Genomic DNA, 16,304 nt, shown 5'->3' on the forward strand with positions numbered 1-16,304 from the left:
GGGGCTGACCGTGGAAAATCTCATTGCGCTGCTCATCGGTGCACCCCTGCTCGGCGCGGCCGTCCTGCTCCTGGGCGGACGGCGGCTCGACAAGACCGGGCACTGGATCGGCACGCTGTTCGCGGCCGCCTCCTTCGCCATCGGCCTGGCGCTCTTCGCCGACATGCTCGGCAGGAGCGCCGACGACCGGGCCCTGCACCAGCGGCTCTACACCTGGATCCCCGTCGAGGGCTTCCAGGCGGACATGGCCTTCCAGCTCGACCAGCTGTCGATGACCTTCGTCCTGCTGATCAGCGGGGTCGGCACGCTCATCCACGTCTACTCCATCGGATACATGGAGCACGACGAGCGCCGCCGCCGCTTCTTCGGCTACCTCAACCTGTTCGTCGCGGCGATGCTCCTGCTCGTCCTCGCCGACAACTACCTGCTCCTGTACTTCGGCTGGGAGGGCGTCGGCCTCGCCTCGTACCTCCTGATCGGCTTCTGGCAGCACAAGCCCACCGCGGCCACCGCCGCGAAGAAGGCCTTCCTGGTCAACCGGGTCGGCGACATGGGCCTCTCCATCGCCATCATGATCATGTTCACCACCTTCGGCACCTTCGCCTTCGGGCCGGTGCTGGCGGCGACCGACGAGACCAGCGAGGGCAAGCTGACCGCGATCGGTCTGATGCTGCTCCTCGCCGCCTGCGGCAAGTCGGCCCAGGTGCCGCTGCAGTCCTGGCTCGGGGACGCGATGGAGGGCCCGACCCCGGTCTCGGCCCTCATCCACGCGGCCACGATGGTGACCGCCGGTGTCTATCTGATCGTCCGTTCCGCCGACATCTTCAACGCCGCCCCCGACGCGCAGCTCGTCGTCACCATCGTGGGCGCGGTCACGCTCCTCTTCGGTGCGATCGTCGGTTGCGCGAAGGACGACATCAAGAAGGCCCTCGCCGGCTCGACGATGTCGCAGATCGGCTACATGATCCTGGCCGCCGGCCTCGGCCCCATCGGCTACGTCTTCGCGATCATGCACCTGGTGACCCACGGCTTCTTCAAGGCCGGTCTGTTCCTCGGCGCCGGTTCGGTCATGCACGGCATGAACGACGAGGTCGACATGCGGAAGTACGGCGGCCTGCGGAAGTACATGCCGGTCACCTTCATCACCTTCGGCCTCGGCTACCTCGCGATCATCGGCTTCCCCGGCCTGTCCGGCTTCTTCTCCAAGGACAAGATCATCGAGGCGGCCTTCGCCAAGGGCGGCACCGAGGGCTGGATCCTCGGCTCGGTCACCCTGCTCGGCGCGGCCATCACCGCGTACTACATGACCCGCGTGATGCTGATGACCTTCTTCGGCGAGAAGCGCTGGCAGAACGACGCGGACGGCAACCCGCCGCACCCGCACGAGTCGCCCAGGTCCATGGTCATCCCCATGGTCCTGCTCGCCGTCGGCTCCGTCGCCGCGGGCGCCTACTTCGAGTTCGCCGGGTTCGTCGAATGGCTGGAGCCGGTCACCGGCTTCGCCCACGGCCACTCGCCGCTCAGCGCCGCCGCCGTCACCACCGCCACCGTCGCCGTCATGGTGATCGGTGTCGGCCTCGCGTACGTCCAGTACGGGCGCAAGCCCGTCCCGGTCGTCGCCCCGCGCGGCTCGCTCCTCACCCGGGCCGCCCGCCGCGACCTCCTCCAGGACGACTTCAACCACGCCGTCTTCGTCCGCGGCGGCACCCACCTGACCCGCTCGCTCGTCTACGTCGACCACTCCCTGGTCGACGGCGTGGTCAACGGCACCGCGGCCGGTGTCGGCGGACTCTCCGGTCGGCTGCGCAAGCTCCAGAACGGCTACGCCCGCTCGTACGCGGTCTCCATGTTCGGAGGTACGGCGGTGCTGATCGCCGCGACCCTGCTGATGAGGGCGGTGTAACCACCATGTCATTCCCGCTCCTTACGGTGACGGCAGCGGTTCCGGCGGTCGGTGCGATCCTCACCGCCGCCGTGCCCGCCGCCCGCCGCACCGCCGCCAAGTGGCTGGCGCTGCTCGTCTCGCTCGCCACGCTCGTGCTCGCCGCCGTCGTCTTCGTACGGTTCGAGCCCGGCGGCGAGCGGTACCAGCTGACCGAGTCCCACTCCTGGATCAAGGACTTCGGCGTCCGCTACGAGCTCGGGGTCGACGGCATCGGGGTCGCGCTCATCGCGCTGACCGCACTCCTGATCCCGTTCATCATCCTGGCGGGCTGGCACGACGCCGACCCCCTGGAGACCTCCTCCAAGCGGTGGCGGCCCACCCAGGGCTTCTTCGCCCTGATCCTCATGGTCGAGGCGATGGTGATCCTCTCCTTCGAGGCCACCGACGTCTTCCTCTTCTACATCCTGTTCGAAGCCATGCTCATCCCGATGTACTTCCTCATCGGCGGCTTCGGCGACCGCGCCCACACGGGCTCCGACGAGAACGCGGCGGCCCAGCGCTCGTACGCGGCCGTCAAGTTCCTCCTCTACAACCTGGTCGGCGGCCTCATCATGCTGGCCGCCGTCATCGGGCTCTACGTGGTCGCGGGGAACTTCTCGCTCACCGAGATCGCCGAGGCCCGGGCCAACGGCTCGCTGGAGATGGCGACCAGCACGGAACGCTGGCTGTTCCTCGGCTTCTTCTTCGCCTTCGCGGTGAAGGCGCCGCTCTGGCCGCTGCACACCTGGCTGCCGAACGCGATGGGGGAGGCGACCGCCCCGGTCGCCGTCCTCATCACCGCCGTCGTCGACAAGGTCGGCACCTTCGCGATGCTCCGCTTCTGCCTCGGGCTCTTCCCCGAGGCGAGCAAGTGGGCCACCCCCGCGATCGTCGTCCTCGCCCTCATCAGCATCGTGTACGGGGCGCTGCTCGCCGTCGGCCAGCGGGACATCAAGCGCTTGGTCGCCTACGCGTCGATCTCGCACTTCGGCTTCATCATCCTGGGCATCTTCGCGATGACCACCCAGGGCCAGTCCGGCGCCACGCTCTACATGGTCAACCACGGCATCTCGACGGCCGCCCTGATGCTCGTCGCCGGCTTCCTGATCTCCCGGCGCGGCTCGCGGCTCATCGCCGACTACGGCGGTGTGCAGAAGGTCGCCCCGGTGCTCGCCGGCACCTTCCTCATCGGCGGTCTCGCGACCCTGTCGCTGCCCGGACTCGCCCCGTTCGTCAGCGAGTTCCTCGTCCTGGTCGGCACGTACGCCCGCTACCCGGTGGCCGGTGTCATCGCCACCACCGGCATCGTCCTCGCCGCGCTCTACACCCTCGTCCTGTACCAGCGGACGATGACCGGGCCGGTGAAGGAGGAGGTGCGGCAGCTGCCCGACCTGCGGGTGCGTGAACTCGCCGTGGTCGTCCCGCTGATCGCCGTCCTGATCTTCCTCGGGGTCTTCCCGAAGCCGCTGACGGACGTCGTCAACCCGGCCGTGCAGCACACCATGTCCGACGTCCAGCAGAAGGACCCCAGCCCCGAAGTGGAGGCGGCCAAGTGAGCACATCAGCCGTCGCGTCCTCTGTCCACAGCCTGTGGACGACCGCTGCCGAACCGCTGGACAAGATCCCGGCACCCCACATCGAGTACGTCCAGCTCTCGCCCGTACTCATCGTGCTCGGCGCCGCGATCGTCAGCGTCCTCGTCGAGGCCTTCGTGCCCCGCAAGGCCCGCTACCACAGCCAGGTCTTCCTCAGCGTCGTGGCGCTCGTCGCCGCCTTCGCCGCCATCGTCGGCCTCGCGGCCGGCGGTTACGGCTCCACCAAGGCCCACATCGCGGCCATGGGTGCCATCGCCGTCGACGGACCCGCCCTCTTCCTCCAGGGCACCATTCTCCTCGCCTCCGTCGTCGCGATCTTCACCTTCGCCGAGCGCAGGCTCGACCCGGCCGACCACGGCCACAAGGTCGACTCCTTCGCCGCCGAGGCCGCCGCCGTCCCCGGCAGCGACCACGAGAAGGCCGCCGTCAAGGCCGGGTTCACCACCACCGAGGTCTTCCCGCTCGCCCTCTTCGCCATCGCCGGCATGCTCGTCTTCCCGGCCGCCAACGACCTCCTGACGCTCTTCGTCGCCCTGGAGGTCTTCTCCCTCCCGCTCTACCTGCTCTGCGCCGTCGCCCGCCGCAAGCGGCTGATGTCGCAGGAGGCGGCCGTCAAGTACTTCCTGCTCGGCGCGTTCTCCTCGGCCTTCCTGCTCTTCGGGATCGCCCTGCTCTACGGCTACGCGGGCTCCGTCTCGTACGCCACCATCGCCCAGGTCGTCGACGGCTCCATCGCCACCGTCAACCCGGCGCTCGCCGACACCATGGGCAACGACGCACTGCTGCTCATCGGCTTCGCGATGATCCTCACCGGGCTCCTCTTCAAGGTCGGCGCCGTGCCGTTCCACATGTGGACCCCGGACGTCTACCAGGGCGCCCCGACCCCGGTCACCGGCTTCATGGCCGCCGCGACCAAGGTCGCCGCGTTCGGCGCGCTGCTCCGCCTGCTGTACGTGGTGCTGCCGGGCCTCACCTGGGACTGGCGGCCGGTCATGTGGGGCGTCGCCATCGTCACCATGCTGGGCGGTGCGATCGTCGCCATCACCCAGACCGACATCAAGCGGCTCCTCGCCTACTCGTCGATCGCGCACGCGGGCTTCCTGCTCGCCGGTGTCATCGCGGCCACGCCCAGCGGAATCTCGTCCGTCCTCTTCTACCTGGGCGCCTACTCCTTCGTGACCATCGGCGCCTTCGCCGTCGTCACGCTGGTCAGGGACGCGGGCGGCGAGGCCACCCACCTCTCCAAGTGGGCCGGTCTCGGGCGGCGTTCGCCGCTCGTCGCGGCGGTCTTCGCGGTGTTCCTGCTCGCCTTCGCCGGCATCCCGCTGACCTCCGGCTTCTCCGGGAAGTTCGCGGTCTTCTCGGCGGCGGCGGACGGCGGCGCGGGCGCGCTCGTCGTGGTCGGTGTGATCTCCTCGGCGATCGCCGCGTTCTTCTACATCCGGGTCATCGTGCTCATGTTCTTCAGCGAGCCGAAGGCGGACGGCCCCACGGTCGCCGTGCCCTCGGCCCTGACGACGGTCACGATCGCGGCGGGTGTGGCGGTGACGCTGGTGCTCGGCTTCGCGCCGCAGTACTTCCTGGATCTCGCGAACCAGGCGAGCGTGTTCGTCCGGTAGCTCCGGACGGACGCGTGAGGGGCCCGGCTCGGGGGCGAGCCGGGCCCTTCGTCGTACGCGGGGGTGACCCGGGGGAGGGTGCCGTGCCATCGTGGGAACCACCCCCAGTGGTCTGTACCAGTCGAGGAGAGGGGAGCCGCCCATGAGCGGCACGACCGCCTTACCCGGGACTCCCTGTACCGCCCCGAGAGCCGGCGACCCGCCCATGCACCGCCTGGAGGTTCGGCTGCCCGACCAGGTGCCCTTCGCCGTGGGGACCTTCGACACCATCGGCCCCATGTCCAGGGCCGCGTTCCCGCACCGGCACACCTTCTACGAGATCGTCCACGTCACCGCCGGGACCGGCACCCACGTCGTGGACCTCGCCCGCTGGGAGCTCCACCCACCCCATCTGGGCCTCATCCTGCCCGGACAGCTGCACCACTGGGAGGACACCCGGGGACTGGACGGCACCGTCGTCCTCTTCACCGAGGACTTCCTCCTCGACCACCCCGGCGACCGCGACCTCCTGCGCCGCCTCGGCGAGCGGCCCTGGCTCACCCTCGACGGACCCACGCACGCGCGTACCGGCCGTCTGATGGGCGAACTCATCGAGGAGTACGGGCACGGCGCCGACGGCTTCGCGACCGTCCTGCGCTCCCTGCTGCACGTCCTCCTGGTCCGTACGGCGAGACTGCGCGGCCCCGGCACGCACGCGCCCCCACCGGGCAGACCCGCGGCCGTCGCCGAGGAGTTCGCCCGCCTGCTCGCCCGTACCGGAACGGAAGGGCTGACCGTACGGGAGTGCGCCGAGCTGATCGGCGTCACCCCGGGCTACCTCACCGAAGCCGTCAGGACCGCCACGGGCCGCACCCCCGGCGCGCTGCTCCGCGAGGCGCGCTCCCGGGAGGCCCAACGCCTGCTCGTCGGAACCGGTCTTTCGATACGTCAGGTGGCGGCCCGGGCCGGCTTCGACGACCCCGCGTACTTCTGCCGCTTCTTCCGCCGTGAGACGGGTCTCAGCCCCGGGGACTTCCGGAGGTCCCACGAACGGAAGCGCGACGAACGGAGGCGCGACGAACGGAAACACCACGACCGCCGTGATCCGTCCATCGAAGGCGGCGCCCGGCCCGCCTAGGTTCAGTGCCGACCCCCCTCAGCCCCCACGCGAGGAGCAGGCAGGCATGGACAACGAGACCAGTACCGGGCACGTCACCCGTAAGGCGGTGCTGCGGGCCGCCCTCGCGGCAGGCATCGCGGCGCCCGCGGTCCTCATGGGCGTACCGGCACTCGCCCGTACCCTCACGGCGGGCGAGGTGGCGCCCGCGCTGACGCCGGAGTGCGACGACGGCGACGACCCCACGGTGCCGCAGACAGAGGGCCCGTACTTCAAGCCCAACTCGCCCCTGCGGAACAGCCTGTTGGAGTCGGGCACGGCCGGCGTCCGGCTGACGGTGAGCGGCTTCGTCTTCGGGCTCGCCTGCCGGCCGATAGCCGGCGCCCTGCTCGACTTCTGGCAGGCCGACACCAACGGCGCCTACGACAACACCGGCTTCCGCTTCCGCGGGCACCAGTTCACCGACGCCCAGGGCGCGTTCAAGCTGACCACGATCGTGCCCGGCCTCTACCCGGGCCGCACCCGGCACCTCCACGTCAAGGTGCAGGCCCCCGGGCGCCCGGTGCTCACCTCGCAGCTGTACTTCCCGGGCGAGCCCCGCAACAACACCGACAGCATCTTCGACGCCCGGCTCCTGATGAGCGTGCGGGACGCGGGCGCGGCCAAGGAGGCGGCCTTCGACTTCGTCCTGAACGTGCCGCAGAACCCCGGCCCGAGCCCGACGGCCACCGCGACCACCCAGCCGCCCGGCGGGAGTTGGGCCGCCGGGACCGCCTACCGGGCGGGGGACCGGGTCACCTACGGCGGCCCGGCCTATGTGTGCCTGCAGGCGCACACGGGCCAGGCCGGCTGGGAGCCGCCGAACGTGCCCGCGCTCTGGCGGGCCGTGTAGGCGGACCGGTCAGGCCGAGGGGACGATCCGGCCCCGGACCTCGCCCAGGCCCACCCGCGTACCGTCCGGGCCCGGCGCCCAGGCCGTCATCACGACCTCGTCGCCGTCCTCCAGGAACGTCCGCTTGCCACCCGCGAGTTCGATCGCGTCACGGCCGTTCCAGGTCAGTTCGAGCAGCGAACCGCGCTGGTTCACCTCGGGCCCGGACACCGTCCCGGAGCCGTACAGGTCACCCGTACGCAGCGAGGCGCCGTTCACCGTCATATGGGCGAGCTGCTGCGCGGCCGTCCAGTACATGGTGGAGAACGGCGGCTCGGCCACCACCTCGCCGTTGATCTCCACCGCGATCCGCACGTCGAAGCCGCCCGGCTCCTCCTCACCCGCGTCGTCCAGGTACGGAAGGAGCGGGAAGTCCCGCGCGGGCGGGGCGGTCCGGGCGGCGTCCAGCGCCTCCAGGGGCGTCACCCACGCCGCCACCGAGGTCTGGAACGACTTGCCCAGGAACGGGCCCAGCGGCACGTACTCCCAGGCCTGCACGTCCCGCGCCGACCAGTCGTTGAGCAGCGTCAGACCGAAGACGTGCTCCCGGAAGTCGCCGAGCGCGACCGGCCTGCCGAGCTCCGACGGGGTGCCGACCAGGAAGCCGACCTCCGCCTCGATGTCCAGCTTGACGGAGGGGCCGAACACCGGCGCCGGGTCCGCCGGGGCCTTGCGCTGCCCCGAAGGGCGTACGACATCGGTGGCGGAGACCACGACCGTGCCCGCGCGACCGTGGTAACCGATCGGCAGGTGCTTCCAGTTGGGGGTGAGCGCGTCGCCGTCGGGGCGGAAGATCCGGCCCACGTTCGTCGCGTGGTGCTCGCTCGCGTAGAAGTCGACGTAGTCCGCGACCTCGTACGGCAGATGCAGGGTCACCCCGTCGAGCGGGTGCAGCAGCGGCTCGATGTCCGCCCGGTGCGCGGGCACCGTCACCCAGGCGGTGAGCGCCCGGCGGACGTCACGCCAGGCGGTCCGCCCGGCCGCGAGGAGCGGGTTGAGGCTCGGCCGGTCGAGGAGCGCCGCGTACGGGGAGCCGAGCGCGTGCGCCGCGGCACCCGCGTCCAGCACGTGCCCGCCGATCCGGACGCCGAGTCGGCGCCGGTCGGGCTCGTCGGCGGTGGAGAAGACGCCGTACGGGAGGTTGTGCGGGCCGAAGGGATCGCCCTCGGCCAGGTCGAGCGGGCTGTGCTCGGACATCGGTGCGTGCCTCGCTTTCCACGTGTGTGGGGGACACGTTACGGGGCGCGCTGTCGGGCGTGGATGACATGGATCACACAGAAAGTGCGGCCTCCGTGGGCAACTGTCGAGCTTTGTGCGCTTTGTGTGGCCGGAGTGCGCCCAACCCCGTCCCGAGCTGCGAAAACAGGTCTCCCGAACGGCCGGTCCTGGCCATACGATCACGGTGGTATCGCGCCGCGTGAAGTTGCCGCAGGCGCGCCCCGTATGTCTTTCATCCTTCCCTGACCAGGAAAAAGGGTCCGCACTGTGAAGATTCGTCGCATCCTCGCGACCGCCGTGGCCGCCGCCGTGACCACCCCTGTCGTGTTCCTCTCGGCCGCGCCCGCGTTCGCCGACACGAAGCCGGCGCCCGCGTCGACGCAGAAGACCGCCCCGGGTGACGAAGACCCGGACTTCGAAGAGTACGAGAAGCTCGTCGCCGCCGTCACGAAGGCGGAGGCGAAGATCGCGGCGCTCAACGCCGAGCGCGACGGCTACGAGAAGAAGATCGACGCCGATGACGTCGGCGAGGCCGTGGCGACCGAGCTCGCCCAGGCGAAGAAGGCCCTGGAAGCCGCCAAGGCCGCCAAGACCACCGCCGACGAGACGCTGGCCAAGGCCGAGGCGGCGCTGAAGAAGCTCCTGGAGACCCCCGCCGAGGGCGAGACGCCGCCCACCGAGCAGCAGAAGGCGGACGCCGAGAAGGCCGTCGCCGACGCGAAGAAGGCCGCCGAGGCCGCCGACGCCGCCAAGGCCGCCGCGCAGGTCCGGTTCGACGCCGCCGACGAGGCCTACGACGACGCCCTGGTGGCGCTCTTCCGTCAGCTCTCGCGCATCGACAAGGAGCTGAAGACCGCGAAGGAGGAGCTCGCGGCCGCCGAGAAGGCCCTGGAGGACTTCGAGAACGGCGGTCTCGACGACTGCAAGGTGGACGACGCCGTCAAGGTCGCGCTCACCGGCCCCAAGAAGGTCACCGTCGGCACGAGCGCCATCTTCTCCCTGCGTATCACCAACACGACTGACCGGGTCCTGGACCAGGTCGAGGCCTACGCCGACGCCACCCCGCTCGTGGACGGCGAGGGCCCGGAAGACGAGAACGGCTTCTTCAAGCGGTACATCACCGTCGAGTGGACCGGCGCCGGCAACCCGCACTGGTCGCCCGTCACGGAGGACTTCGACGCGGTCGAGGTCGGCGCGATCGCCAAGGGCGGCCACGCCGACGTGAAGCTGCGCCTCACGCTCGACGCCAAGACTCCGGTCGGCCCCGGTGTCGCCTTCGCCGTCGGCGCGTACGAGAACAACGACAAGACCTGCGGCCTCGGTGAGGAGTACGCGCACGCGAACTTCGACATCCTCGCGGCCAAGACCGACAAGCCGAAGCCCGAGCCGACGCCGTCGGAGACCACCGCGACGCCCACCCCGGCGCCCACCAACGGCGGCAACAGCAACACCACCCAGCAGGGCGGTTCGTCGAGCACCCCGGTGAAGGGCAGCCTCGCCGCCACCGGTGCGAACGAGAACCTCACCCAGCTCGGCCTCGCGGCCGCCGCGACCGTCGCCCTCGGCGCCGGCGCCCTGGTGATCGCCCGCCGCCGCAAGGCCGGCACGAACGCGTAACCAGACCCCGCTCCTCCGGTCCCCCGTACGGCGTGCCCTCAGCCCGCCGTACGGGGGATCGTCTTCTCCCACGTCCGGTGGAAGACGACCTCCCCGCCCTCCTTGCACACCACCTCGTTCGTCGTGAAGAACGCGTCCGCGTCGCAGGTGATCTCCGAGCGGGTGTCGACCGTGACGTCCCAGGCCAGCTCCGGGCGGTGGAGCCGGATCGTCCACTCCGAGTTCGTACGGGCGGACAGCGGGCCGCTCTCGTCGATCGTGTACGTCTCCACCGCGTCCTCGGTGAACTCCAGGCCGTCCGGGTACACGCGCGTGCCGCCGTACCTCGGGTCGACCTCCAGGGTCCATTCGCCCTTCGCCACGTCCCTGACCACCACCCGCTCGGGCCGCGGCTCCTCCAGGGTGCTCGGGAAGACCACGCCGAGCGGCTCCGACTGCTCCGGCTCCTCCCATTCGACGGCGTCCTGGGTGGGGCGGCGGGCCGGCAGGGTCAGGGAGGAGCCCGCCGGGTCGAGGGTGAAGCCCGCCGCGTCCGGCTGCGGCCAGATCCACGGCCAGTACGTGGACGAGACCGCGAGACGCACCCGGTGGCCGGGCGCGAAGGCGTGGCCGATGCCGTTCAGCTCGAAGACGAAGCTCTCCGTCTCGCCGATCTGCGCCTCCACGGCCCGGTCGCGGCCGTAGCGGGCGGAGAAGTTCAGCACGCCCCGGGTGACCAGGGTGGAGGAGCCGTCGGGGGCGATGTCGCAGAGCCGGGCGACGACCTGCCCGGTCGGGGCGGCCGTGCGCAGCGCGAGGCTCACCGACGGGCGTCCGAGGATCTCCACGGGGCCGCCGTCCGCCGGGACGGCGAAGTCGAAGCAGGCCGAGTGGGCGTCCTCGTCGCGCTGGTCGGGCGGCAGGTCGGCGTCGTTGCCGAAGGGGAAGAAGCGGCCCGCGTCGAGCCCGGTCTGCTGCGGCGAGTCGACCATGACCGGCGCGCCCTGGAAGGCGTACGTCACGGGGGTGACGTTCGGGGAGGGCCAGGCGGGGTCGGTGACCCAGCGCCCCGGCAGCTCGTCGTACACCGTCGCCGGCAGGTGCGAGTCGCTGATCCAGGAGCGGAGCAGCGGCTCGGCCATCACGTCGTTGTCGGCGTCCTTGAGGTGGTGGTCCCACCAGCGCAGGGTCTCCTGGAGGAAGCCGATGGCCGGACCGGGCGGCAGCCCGCGGTCCGGGTACTGGTGCGACCAGGGGCCGATGATGCCGCGCACCCGGTCCTGGGGGAGGTGCTGGGCGAGCCGCAGGACGGTGTCGCGGTACGGGTCGTGCCAGCCGCCGACGGCGAGGACGGCGGCCCGGATCGCGCCGTAGTCCTCGCAGACGCTGCCGTGCCGCCAGTACGCGTCGCGGGTCTGGTGGGAGAGCCAGGTGTGCAGGAACGGTTCCACGGCCTCCAGGCGCTTCAGCCACATGTCGCGCCACTCCTCGCCCACGTACCGCGGGTCGGGCGGGCGGCAGACGAAGGCGAGCATGGTGGCGGCCCAGGCGTGCATGTCGACGGCGAGGACCGAGCCGCCCATGTAGTGGACGTCGTTGTCGTAGCGGTCGTCGGTGGAGCAGACGGTGACGATCGCCTTGAGGGGTTCGGGGGCGAGCGCGGCGATCTGGAGCGAGTTGAAGCCGCCCCACGAGATGCCGAACATGCCGACCTTGCCGGTGCACCACGGCTGTTCGGCGAGCCAGTTCACGACGGCCACGCCGTCGGCGAGCTCGACCGGGTCGTACTCGTCGCCGGGCAGGCCCTCGCTGTTGCCGTGGCCGCGGACGTCGACCCGTACGGAGGCGTAGCCGTGGCCCGCGTACCAGGGGTGGCGCTGCCAGTCCCGGGGCGCCGTCCAGTCGGTGAGCCGGTACGGCAGGTACTCCAGGAGCGCCGGCACGGGCTCGTCGGTGAGCGGCCGCCACACGCGCGCGTACAGCCGGGTTCCGTCCGGCAGCGGGATGCGGAGGTCCTCGTGGCGGGTCTCGTACGGGAAGTCGGTACGGATCTTCGTCATCACGTCACCTCAATGGACGGGCGGGGCGGTCCTCAGTGGACGGGGTGCATGGTGCGGCGCAGCCAGGGCGCCAGGGCGATCACGACGAGGCCGACGAGCACGGCCACGGCGCCGTTCACACCGAAGTAGACGGGCTTGGAGACGTCGTCGTAGAGCTTCACGGTCTGCGCCTGGATGCCGTTGGCGAGCGCGAGCGAGAGGAACCAGAGCGACATGGTCTGGCTGGCGAAGGCCTTCGGTGCGAGCTTGCTCGTGGCCGACATCCCGGAGGTCTCCAGGAGCACGTCACCGAGGCCGAGCAGCAGGTACGAGCCGACGATCCACCAGGCGGCCATCCGGTACGTGTCGTCGGCGTGCCCGGAGGTCGGCAGGACCATCAGGAGGAACGACAGACCGCCGAGGATCACGCCGAAGGCGATCTTGTTGGAGGCGTGCGGCTGCCGGTGGCCCATCCGGGCCCAGACGGCGGCCACCACGGGTGCCAGGGCCACCTCGAAGGCGCCGAGGGCGGAGGCGTACCAGCTCGCCGGGAAGTCGAAGCCGAGGATGGTCGTACGGGCGTTGGTGGAGGCCAGCAGGATCATCGTCGAGTACGCCTGGAAGAGGATGAAGTTGAAGACGACCGAGGCCAGGAACAGCACGACGTACGGCTTGAGGCGGCCGCGCTCCTCGGCGGTGACCCGGGGGCTCGTGAACATCACCCAGAAGTAGACGACCGGCGCGATCACCGAGATCACGGTCAGCACGTCCACGAAGCGGTCCATGGTCAGCCAGCCCGCGAGCGCGAGGGCGGTGGCGGCGACGGCCACGACGACCGCGCCGCCGATCATCAGCCGGACCGCCCGCCGCATGGCCTCGGGGGCCAGCGCGAACTCGGCGGAGTGCTTGCGTCCGGCCAGGTGACGGCGGCCCGCCACGTACTGGACGAGGCCGAGCGTCATGCCGAGCGCGGCGGCCGAGAAGCCCCAGTGGTAGCCCTTGTGGTCGGCGAGCCAGCCGGTGATCAGCGGGCCGGCGAACGCGCCGATGTTGATCGCCATGTAGTAGAGCGCGAAACCGGCGTCCCTGCGGTCGTCGTCCGTCCGGTACAGCTTGCCGACCATGGTCGCCACGTTCGGCTTGAGCAGTCCCGTGCCCGCGCTGATCAGGCCGAGGCCCACCCAGGTCATGGCGGCCGTCGGCACGGCCATCGCGTAGTGCCCGCAGGCGATCAGGATGCCGCCCCAGAGGACCGCCCGGTACGAGCCGAGGATGCGGTCCGCGAGCCAGCCGCCGGCCACCGAGACCAGGTAGACGAGCGTGCCGTACGCCGCGGAGACCGAGGCCGCGGTGCCCGACGCCATGCCGAGACCGCCGTCGGAGACGGCCGCGGCGAAGTAGAGGACGAGGATGGCCTGCATGCCGAGGAACGAGAACCGCTCCCAGACCTCCAGGCCGGAGAGGGTCAGCAGACCCCGGGGATGCCCGAAGAAGGCGTGGTCGTCCTCGGGGGGAGGCTGCTCGCCGTTCGTATCGGTGTCGATCGTTGTTCGGGACAAAGGGCATACTCCTGGTCGTATGAGCTGATCCCGAACATACCGGGGGTGACGGGAAGGCGCCCACGGTGATCGAAAGGTGACCGGATACGCTGGCTTGAGTGAATCGAGCGACACATCGACAATCCATGTGATCGTCAGCGTGATCGCCCGCAATCCGTGTGAACGATTCGTGGGAACATCAGCAGGCGTCAGCAGACAGGAGACCCCCTCGTGACCGTCGTCGGGCCGTTCGGTCTTAGCGTGCGGGACCAGGCTCTTGAGGCCGATGTCCAGACCGGGTTGGCGGCAGTGGAGGCGGGCCTCCTCGACGCCACCAAGAGCGATGTCCCCTTCATCACGGAGGCCGCGCAGCACCTCGTCCTGGCCGGTGGCAAGCGGTTCCGCCCCCTGCTCGTGATGCTCGCCGCCCAGTTCGGCGACCCCTACGCGCCCGGCGTCGTGCCCTCCGCCGTCGTCGTCGAACTCACCCACCTGGCCACGCTGTACCACGACGACGTCATGGACGAGGCCGACGTCCGGCGCGGCGTCGACAGCGCCAACACCCGCTGGGGCAACTCGATCGCCGTCCTCACGGGTGACTTCCTCTTCGCCCGCGCCTCGCACACGCTCGCGGACCTCGGCCCTGAGGCCGTACGCATCCAGTCCGAGGCGTTCGAACGGCTCGTCACCGGCCAGATCCTGGAGACCGCCGGCCCGCAGGAGGACCGCGACCCGGTCGACCACTACCTCGACGTCCTCGGCGGCAAGACCGGCTCCCTCGTGGCCGTCTCCTGCCGCTTCGGCGCCATGATGTCCGGCGCCGACGAGAGCGTCGTCGACATCCTCACCCAGTACGGCGAGCGGCTCGGCGTCGCCTTCCAGCTCGCCGACGACGTCCTCGACATCGCCTCCGACTCCCACGAGTCCGGCAAGACCCCCGGCACCGACCTCCGCGAGGGCATCCCGACCCTGCCCGTCCTGCACCTGCGGGCCGCGGCCGCCGCACACGGGCGCCCCGAGGACCTGGAGCTCGTCGAGCTCGTCGACGGCGATCTGACGGACGACGCCCGGCACGCCGAGGTACTGCGCCGGCTGCGCGCCCACCCGGCCCTGGAGCAGGCCCGCCGGGACACCGTGCGGTACGCCGAGGAGGCGCGCGCGATGCTCGCGCCGCTGCCGGACGGGTACGCGAAGGCGGCCCTCGCCGAGATGTGCGACGCGGTGGTCCACCGGGCGGGCTGAGGCCCCCGGGAACGGCGCACGGACGGGCCGACGGCCTCAGGGAACGGCGCACCGCCCCTGGGAACGGCCCACGGACGGCCCCGGCGCGGTCCGCCGCACGGCGGCCCGTCTCAGGGTCGGGTCATCCCGAAGCAGTACGTGAGGTTGATCCCCCGGGCTGACGCTTCCGCCCCTCCCCTTTGGTGAGATGGAGACATCGACCACGAGGGCCCGCGAAGGGCACGGAGGTAGGGGAGACCATGGCACAGACCCGTAAGGCGAGCCGGTACATCGTCCCGGTCGCGGTGGCAGGAGTTGCCGCGGCGACCATCGGCCTTGTCCCGGCGCTGGCGGCGTCCGGCGACCCCGATCTGCCGGAGATCACCGCCCAGCAGCTCATCGAGAAGATCGCCGCCTCCGACACCCAGACCCTGTCCGGCACGTTCCGGATCTCCACCGACCTCGGTCTGCCCCTGGAGGGCCTGACGTCCGGCCTCGGCGGCCTCGCCGGCGGCATGGGCGGCGGCGCCGGCGGCAGCTCGTCGGCCGACCCCTCGGAGCGGCTGACCCAGCTCGTCTCCGGCAGCCACACCCTGCGGGTGGCGGCGGACGGCCCCGAGCGCCAGAAGCTGACCCTGCTCGACGGCTCCGACGAGTACAGCCTGATCCACAACGGCGACGACGTCTGGGCCTACGACAGCAAGTCCAAGGAGGTCTTCCACGAGAAGGCCCCGGCGGGCGCGGACGCCCCGGGCGCCCACGAAGGCCCGAAGGGCAAGGAGCTCCCGGGCACGCCCAAGCAGCTCGCGGACGAGGTCCTGAAGGCGGCGGGCGACACCACGTCGATCACCGTCGACGGTACGGCGAAGGTGGCCGGCCGGGACGCGTACCAGCTGGTGATCAAGCCGAAGCAGTCCGGTTCGACGGTCGAGTCCGTGAAGATCGCGGTGGACGCGGCGAACGGCACCCCGCTGAAGTTCACCCTCTCCTCGGTCGAGGGCGGCAAGCCCGTCGTCGACGCGGGCTTCACGAAGGTCGACTTCTCGAAGCCGGCGGCCTCGGACTTCACCTTCAAGGCGCCGGAGGGCGCGAAGGTCACCGAGGGCGGGGCGGAGAAGCCGGCGGGCGAGGAGAGCGACCCGTTCGGCGGGCAGCTGCCGGAGGGCCTTGAAGACGCCTTCGGCGGCTTCGGTCCCGGCGCGGGCTCCGACAAGGGCGGCGTGAACGTCATCGGCGAGGGCTGGACGACGATCGCGAAGATCGACAGCGGGGCGCCGGCACCCAAGACGGACGAGGCGCCGAAGGAGGTCCAGGGGCTCCTGGACTCCTTCGGCGACAAGGTCACCGGCCCGTTCGGCTCGGGCACCCTCTTCAAGACGAAGATCGTGAACGCGCTCCTCACCGACGACGGCAAGGTCTACGTCGGCGCGGTGACGAAGGACGCGCTGGTGGCCGCGGCGAACGCCGGCAAGTAAGGCCGGGCGGCAGAGAGTTGGGACCCCGGGCGGGTCGGGGGCGATGTTCACC

At 70.9% G+C, this 16,304-nt stretch carries 11 protein-coding genes; 8 read left to right on the top strand and 3 right to left on the bottom strand.

Annotated features, from left to right (window positions below):
- Positions 1 to 10: 10 nt before the first annotated feature.
- From nuoL to ACIP8Z_RS18445, 5 genes are all read left to right on the top strand, one after another.
- Complete coding sequence (gene nuoL, locus ACIP8Z_RS18425; RefSeq protein ID WP_402084566.1) at positions 11 to 1,903, top strand: NADH-quinone oxidoreductase subunit L; 1,893 nt, start codon at positions 11 to 13, stop codon at positions 1,901 to 1,903.
- Between the two features lie 5 nt (positions 1,904 to 1,908).
- Positions 1,909 to 3,480, top strand: coding sequence for an NADH-quinone oxidoreductase subunit M (locus tag ACIP8Z_RS18430; RefSeq protein ID WP_402084568.1), 1,572 nt, complete (start codon positions 1,909 to 1,911; stop codon positions 3,478 to 3,480).
- Positions 3,477 to 5,138 carry an NADH-quinone oxidoreductase subunit NuoN gene (gene nuoN / locus ACIP8Z_RS18435; RefSeq protein ID WP_319310796.1) on the top strand — a complete coding sequence of 554 codons (1,662 nt, stop codon included), beginning with the start codon at positions 3,477 to 3,479 and terminating at the stop codon, positions 5,136 to 5,138. Before ACIP8Z_RS18430 ends, nuoN begins: the two co-directional genes overlap by 4 nt.
- Before the next feature lie 142 nt (positions 5,139 to 5,280).
- Positions 5,281 to 6,255 carry a helix-turn-helix domain-containing protein gene (locus tag ACIP8Z_RS18440; RefSeq protein WP_402084570.1) on the top strand — a complete coding sequence of 325 codons (975 nt, stop codon included), beginning with the start codon at positions 5,281 to 5,283 and terminating at the stop codon, positions 6,253 to 6,255.
- A gap of 46 nt (positions 6,256 to 6,301) precedes the next feature.
- A complete protein-coding gene (locus ACIP8Z_RS18445) occupies positions 6,302 to 7,126 on the top strand; it encodes a carbohydrate-binding protein (protein ID WP_402084573.1) in 825 nt (274 codons plus the stop codon).
- A 9-nt stretch (positions 7,127 to 7,135) separates the two neighbouring features.
- Here ACIP8Z_RS18445 and fahA read toward each other — a convergent pair whose 3' ends face one another.
- Positions 7,136 to 8,362 carry a fumarylacetoacetase gene (fahA, locus tag ACIP8Z_RS18450; RefSeq protein ID WP_402084576.1) on the bottom strand — a complete coding sequence of 409 codons (1,227 nt, stop codon included), beginning with the start codon at positions 8,360 to 8,362 and terminating at the stop codon, positions 7,136 to 7,138.
- A gap of 288 nt (positions 8,363 to 8,650) precedes the next feature.
- Between fahA and ACIP8Z_RS18455 the strand changes: the two genes are divergently transcribed.
- A complete protein-coding gene (locus ACIP8Z_RS18455; protein ID WP_402084578.1) occupies positions 8,651 to 10,000 on the top strand; it encodes a peptidase in 1,350 nt (449 codons plus the stop codon).
- A 38-nt stretch (positions 10,001 to 10,038) separates the two neighbouring features.
- On the opposite strand, the gene ACIP8Z_RS18460 is transcribed toward ACIP8Z_RS18455, so the two are convergent.
- Together ACIP8Z_RS18460 and ACIP8Z_RS18465 are read right to left on the bottom strand one after the other, a co-directional pair.
- Positions 10,039 to 12,039 carry a CocE/NonD family hydrolase gene (locus tag ACIP8Z_RS18460; RefSeq protein ID WP_402084581.1) on the bottom strand — a complete coding sequence of 667 codons (2,001 nt, stop codon included), beginning with the start codon at positions 12,037 to 12,039 and terminating at the stop codon, positions 10,039 to 10,041.
- A 32-nt stretch (positions 12,040 to 12,071) separates the two neighbouring features.
- Positions 12,072 to 13,577 (bottom strand): peptide MFS transporter, encoded by a 1,506-nt coding sequence (locus tag ACIP8Z_RS18465; RefSeq protein WP_402084583.1) that lies wholly within the window; start codon positions 13,575 to 13,577, stop codon positions 12,072 to 12,074.
- 210 nt (positions 13,578 to 13,787) lie between these two features.
- Between ACIP8Z_RS18465 and ACIP8Z_RS18470 the strand changes: the two genes are divergently transcribed.
- On the top strand, positions 13,788 to 14,798 hold the full coding sequence (locus tag ACIP8Z_RS18470; protein ID WP_073910987.1) for a polyprenyl synthetase family protein: 1,011 nt from the start codon (positions 13,788 to 13,790) through the stop codon (positions 14,796 to 14,798).
- 239 nt (positions 14,799 to 15,037) lie between these two features.
- A complete protein-coding gene (locus tag ACIP8Z_RS18475) occupies positions 15,038 to 16,252 on the top strand; it encodes an outer membrane lipoprotein carrier protein LolA (protein WP_402084586.1) in 1,215 nt (404 codons plus the stop codon).
- Positions 16,253 to 16,304: the final 52 nt, after the last annotated feature.

This window comes from Streptomyces sp. NPDC088553, assembly GCF_044752965.1.
Classification (GTDB): Bacteria; Actinomycetota; Actinomycetes; order Streptomycetales; family Streptomycetaceae; genus Streptomyces.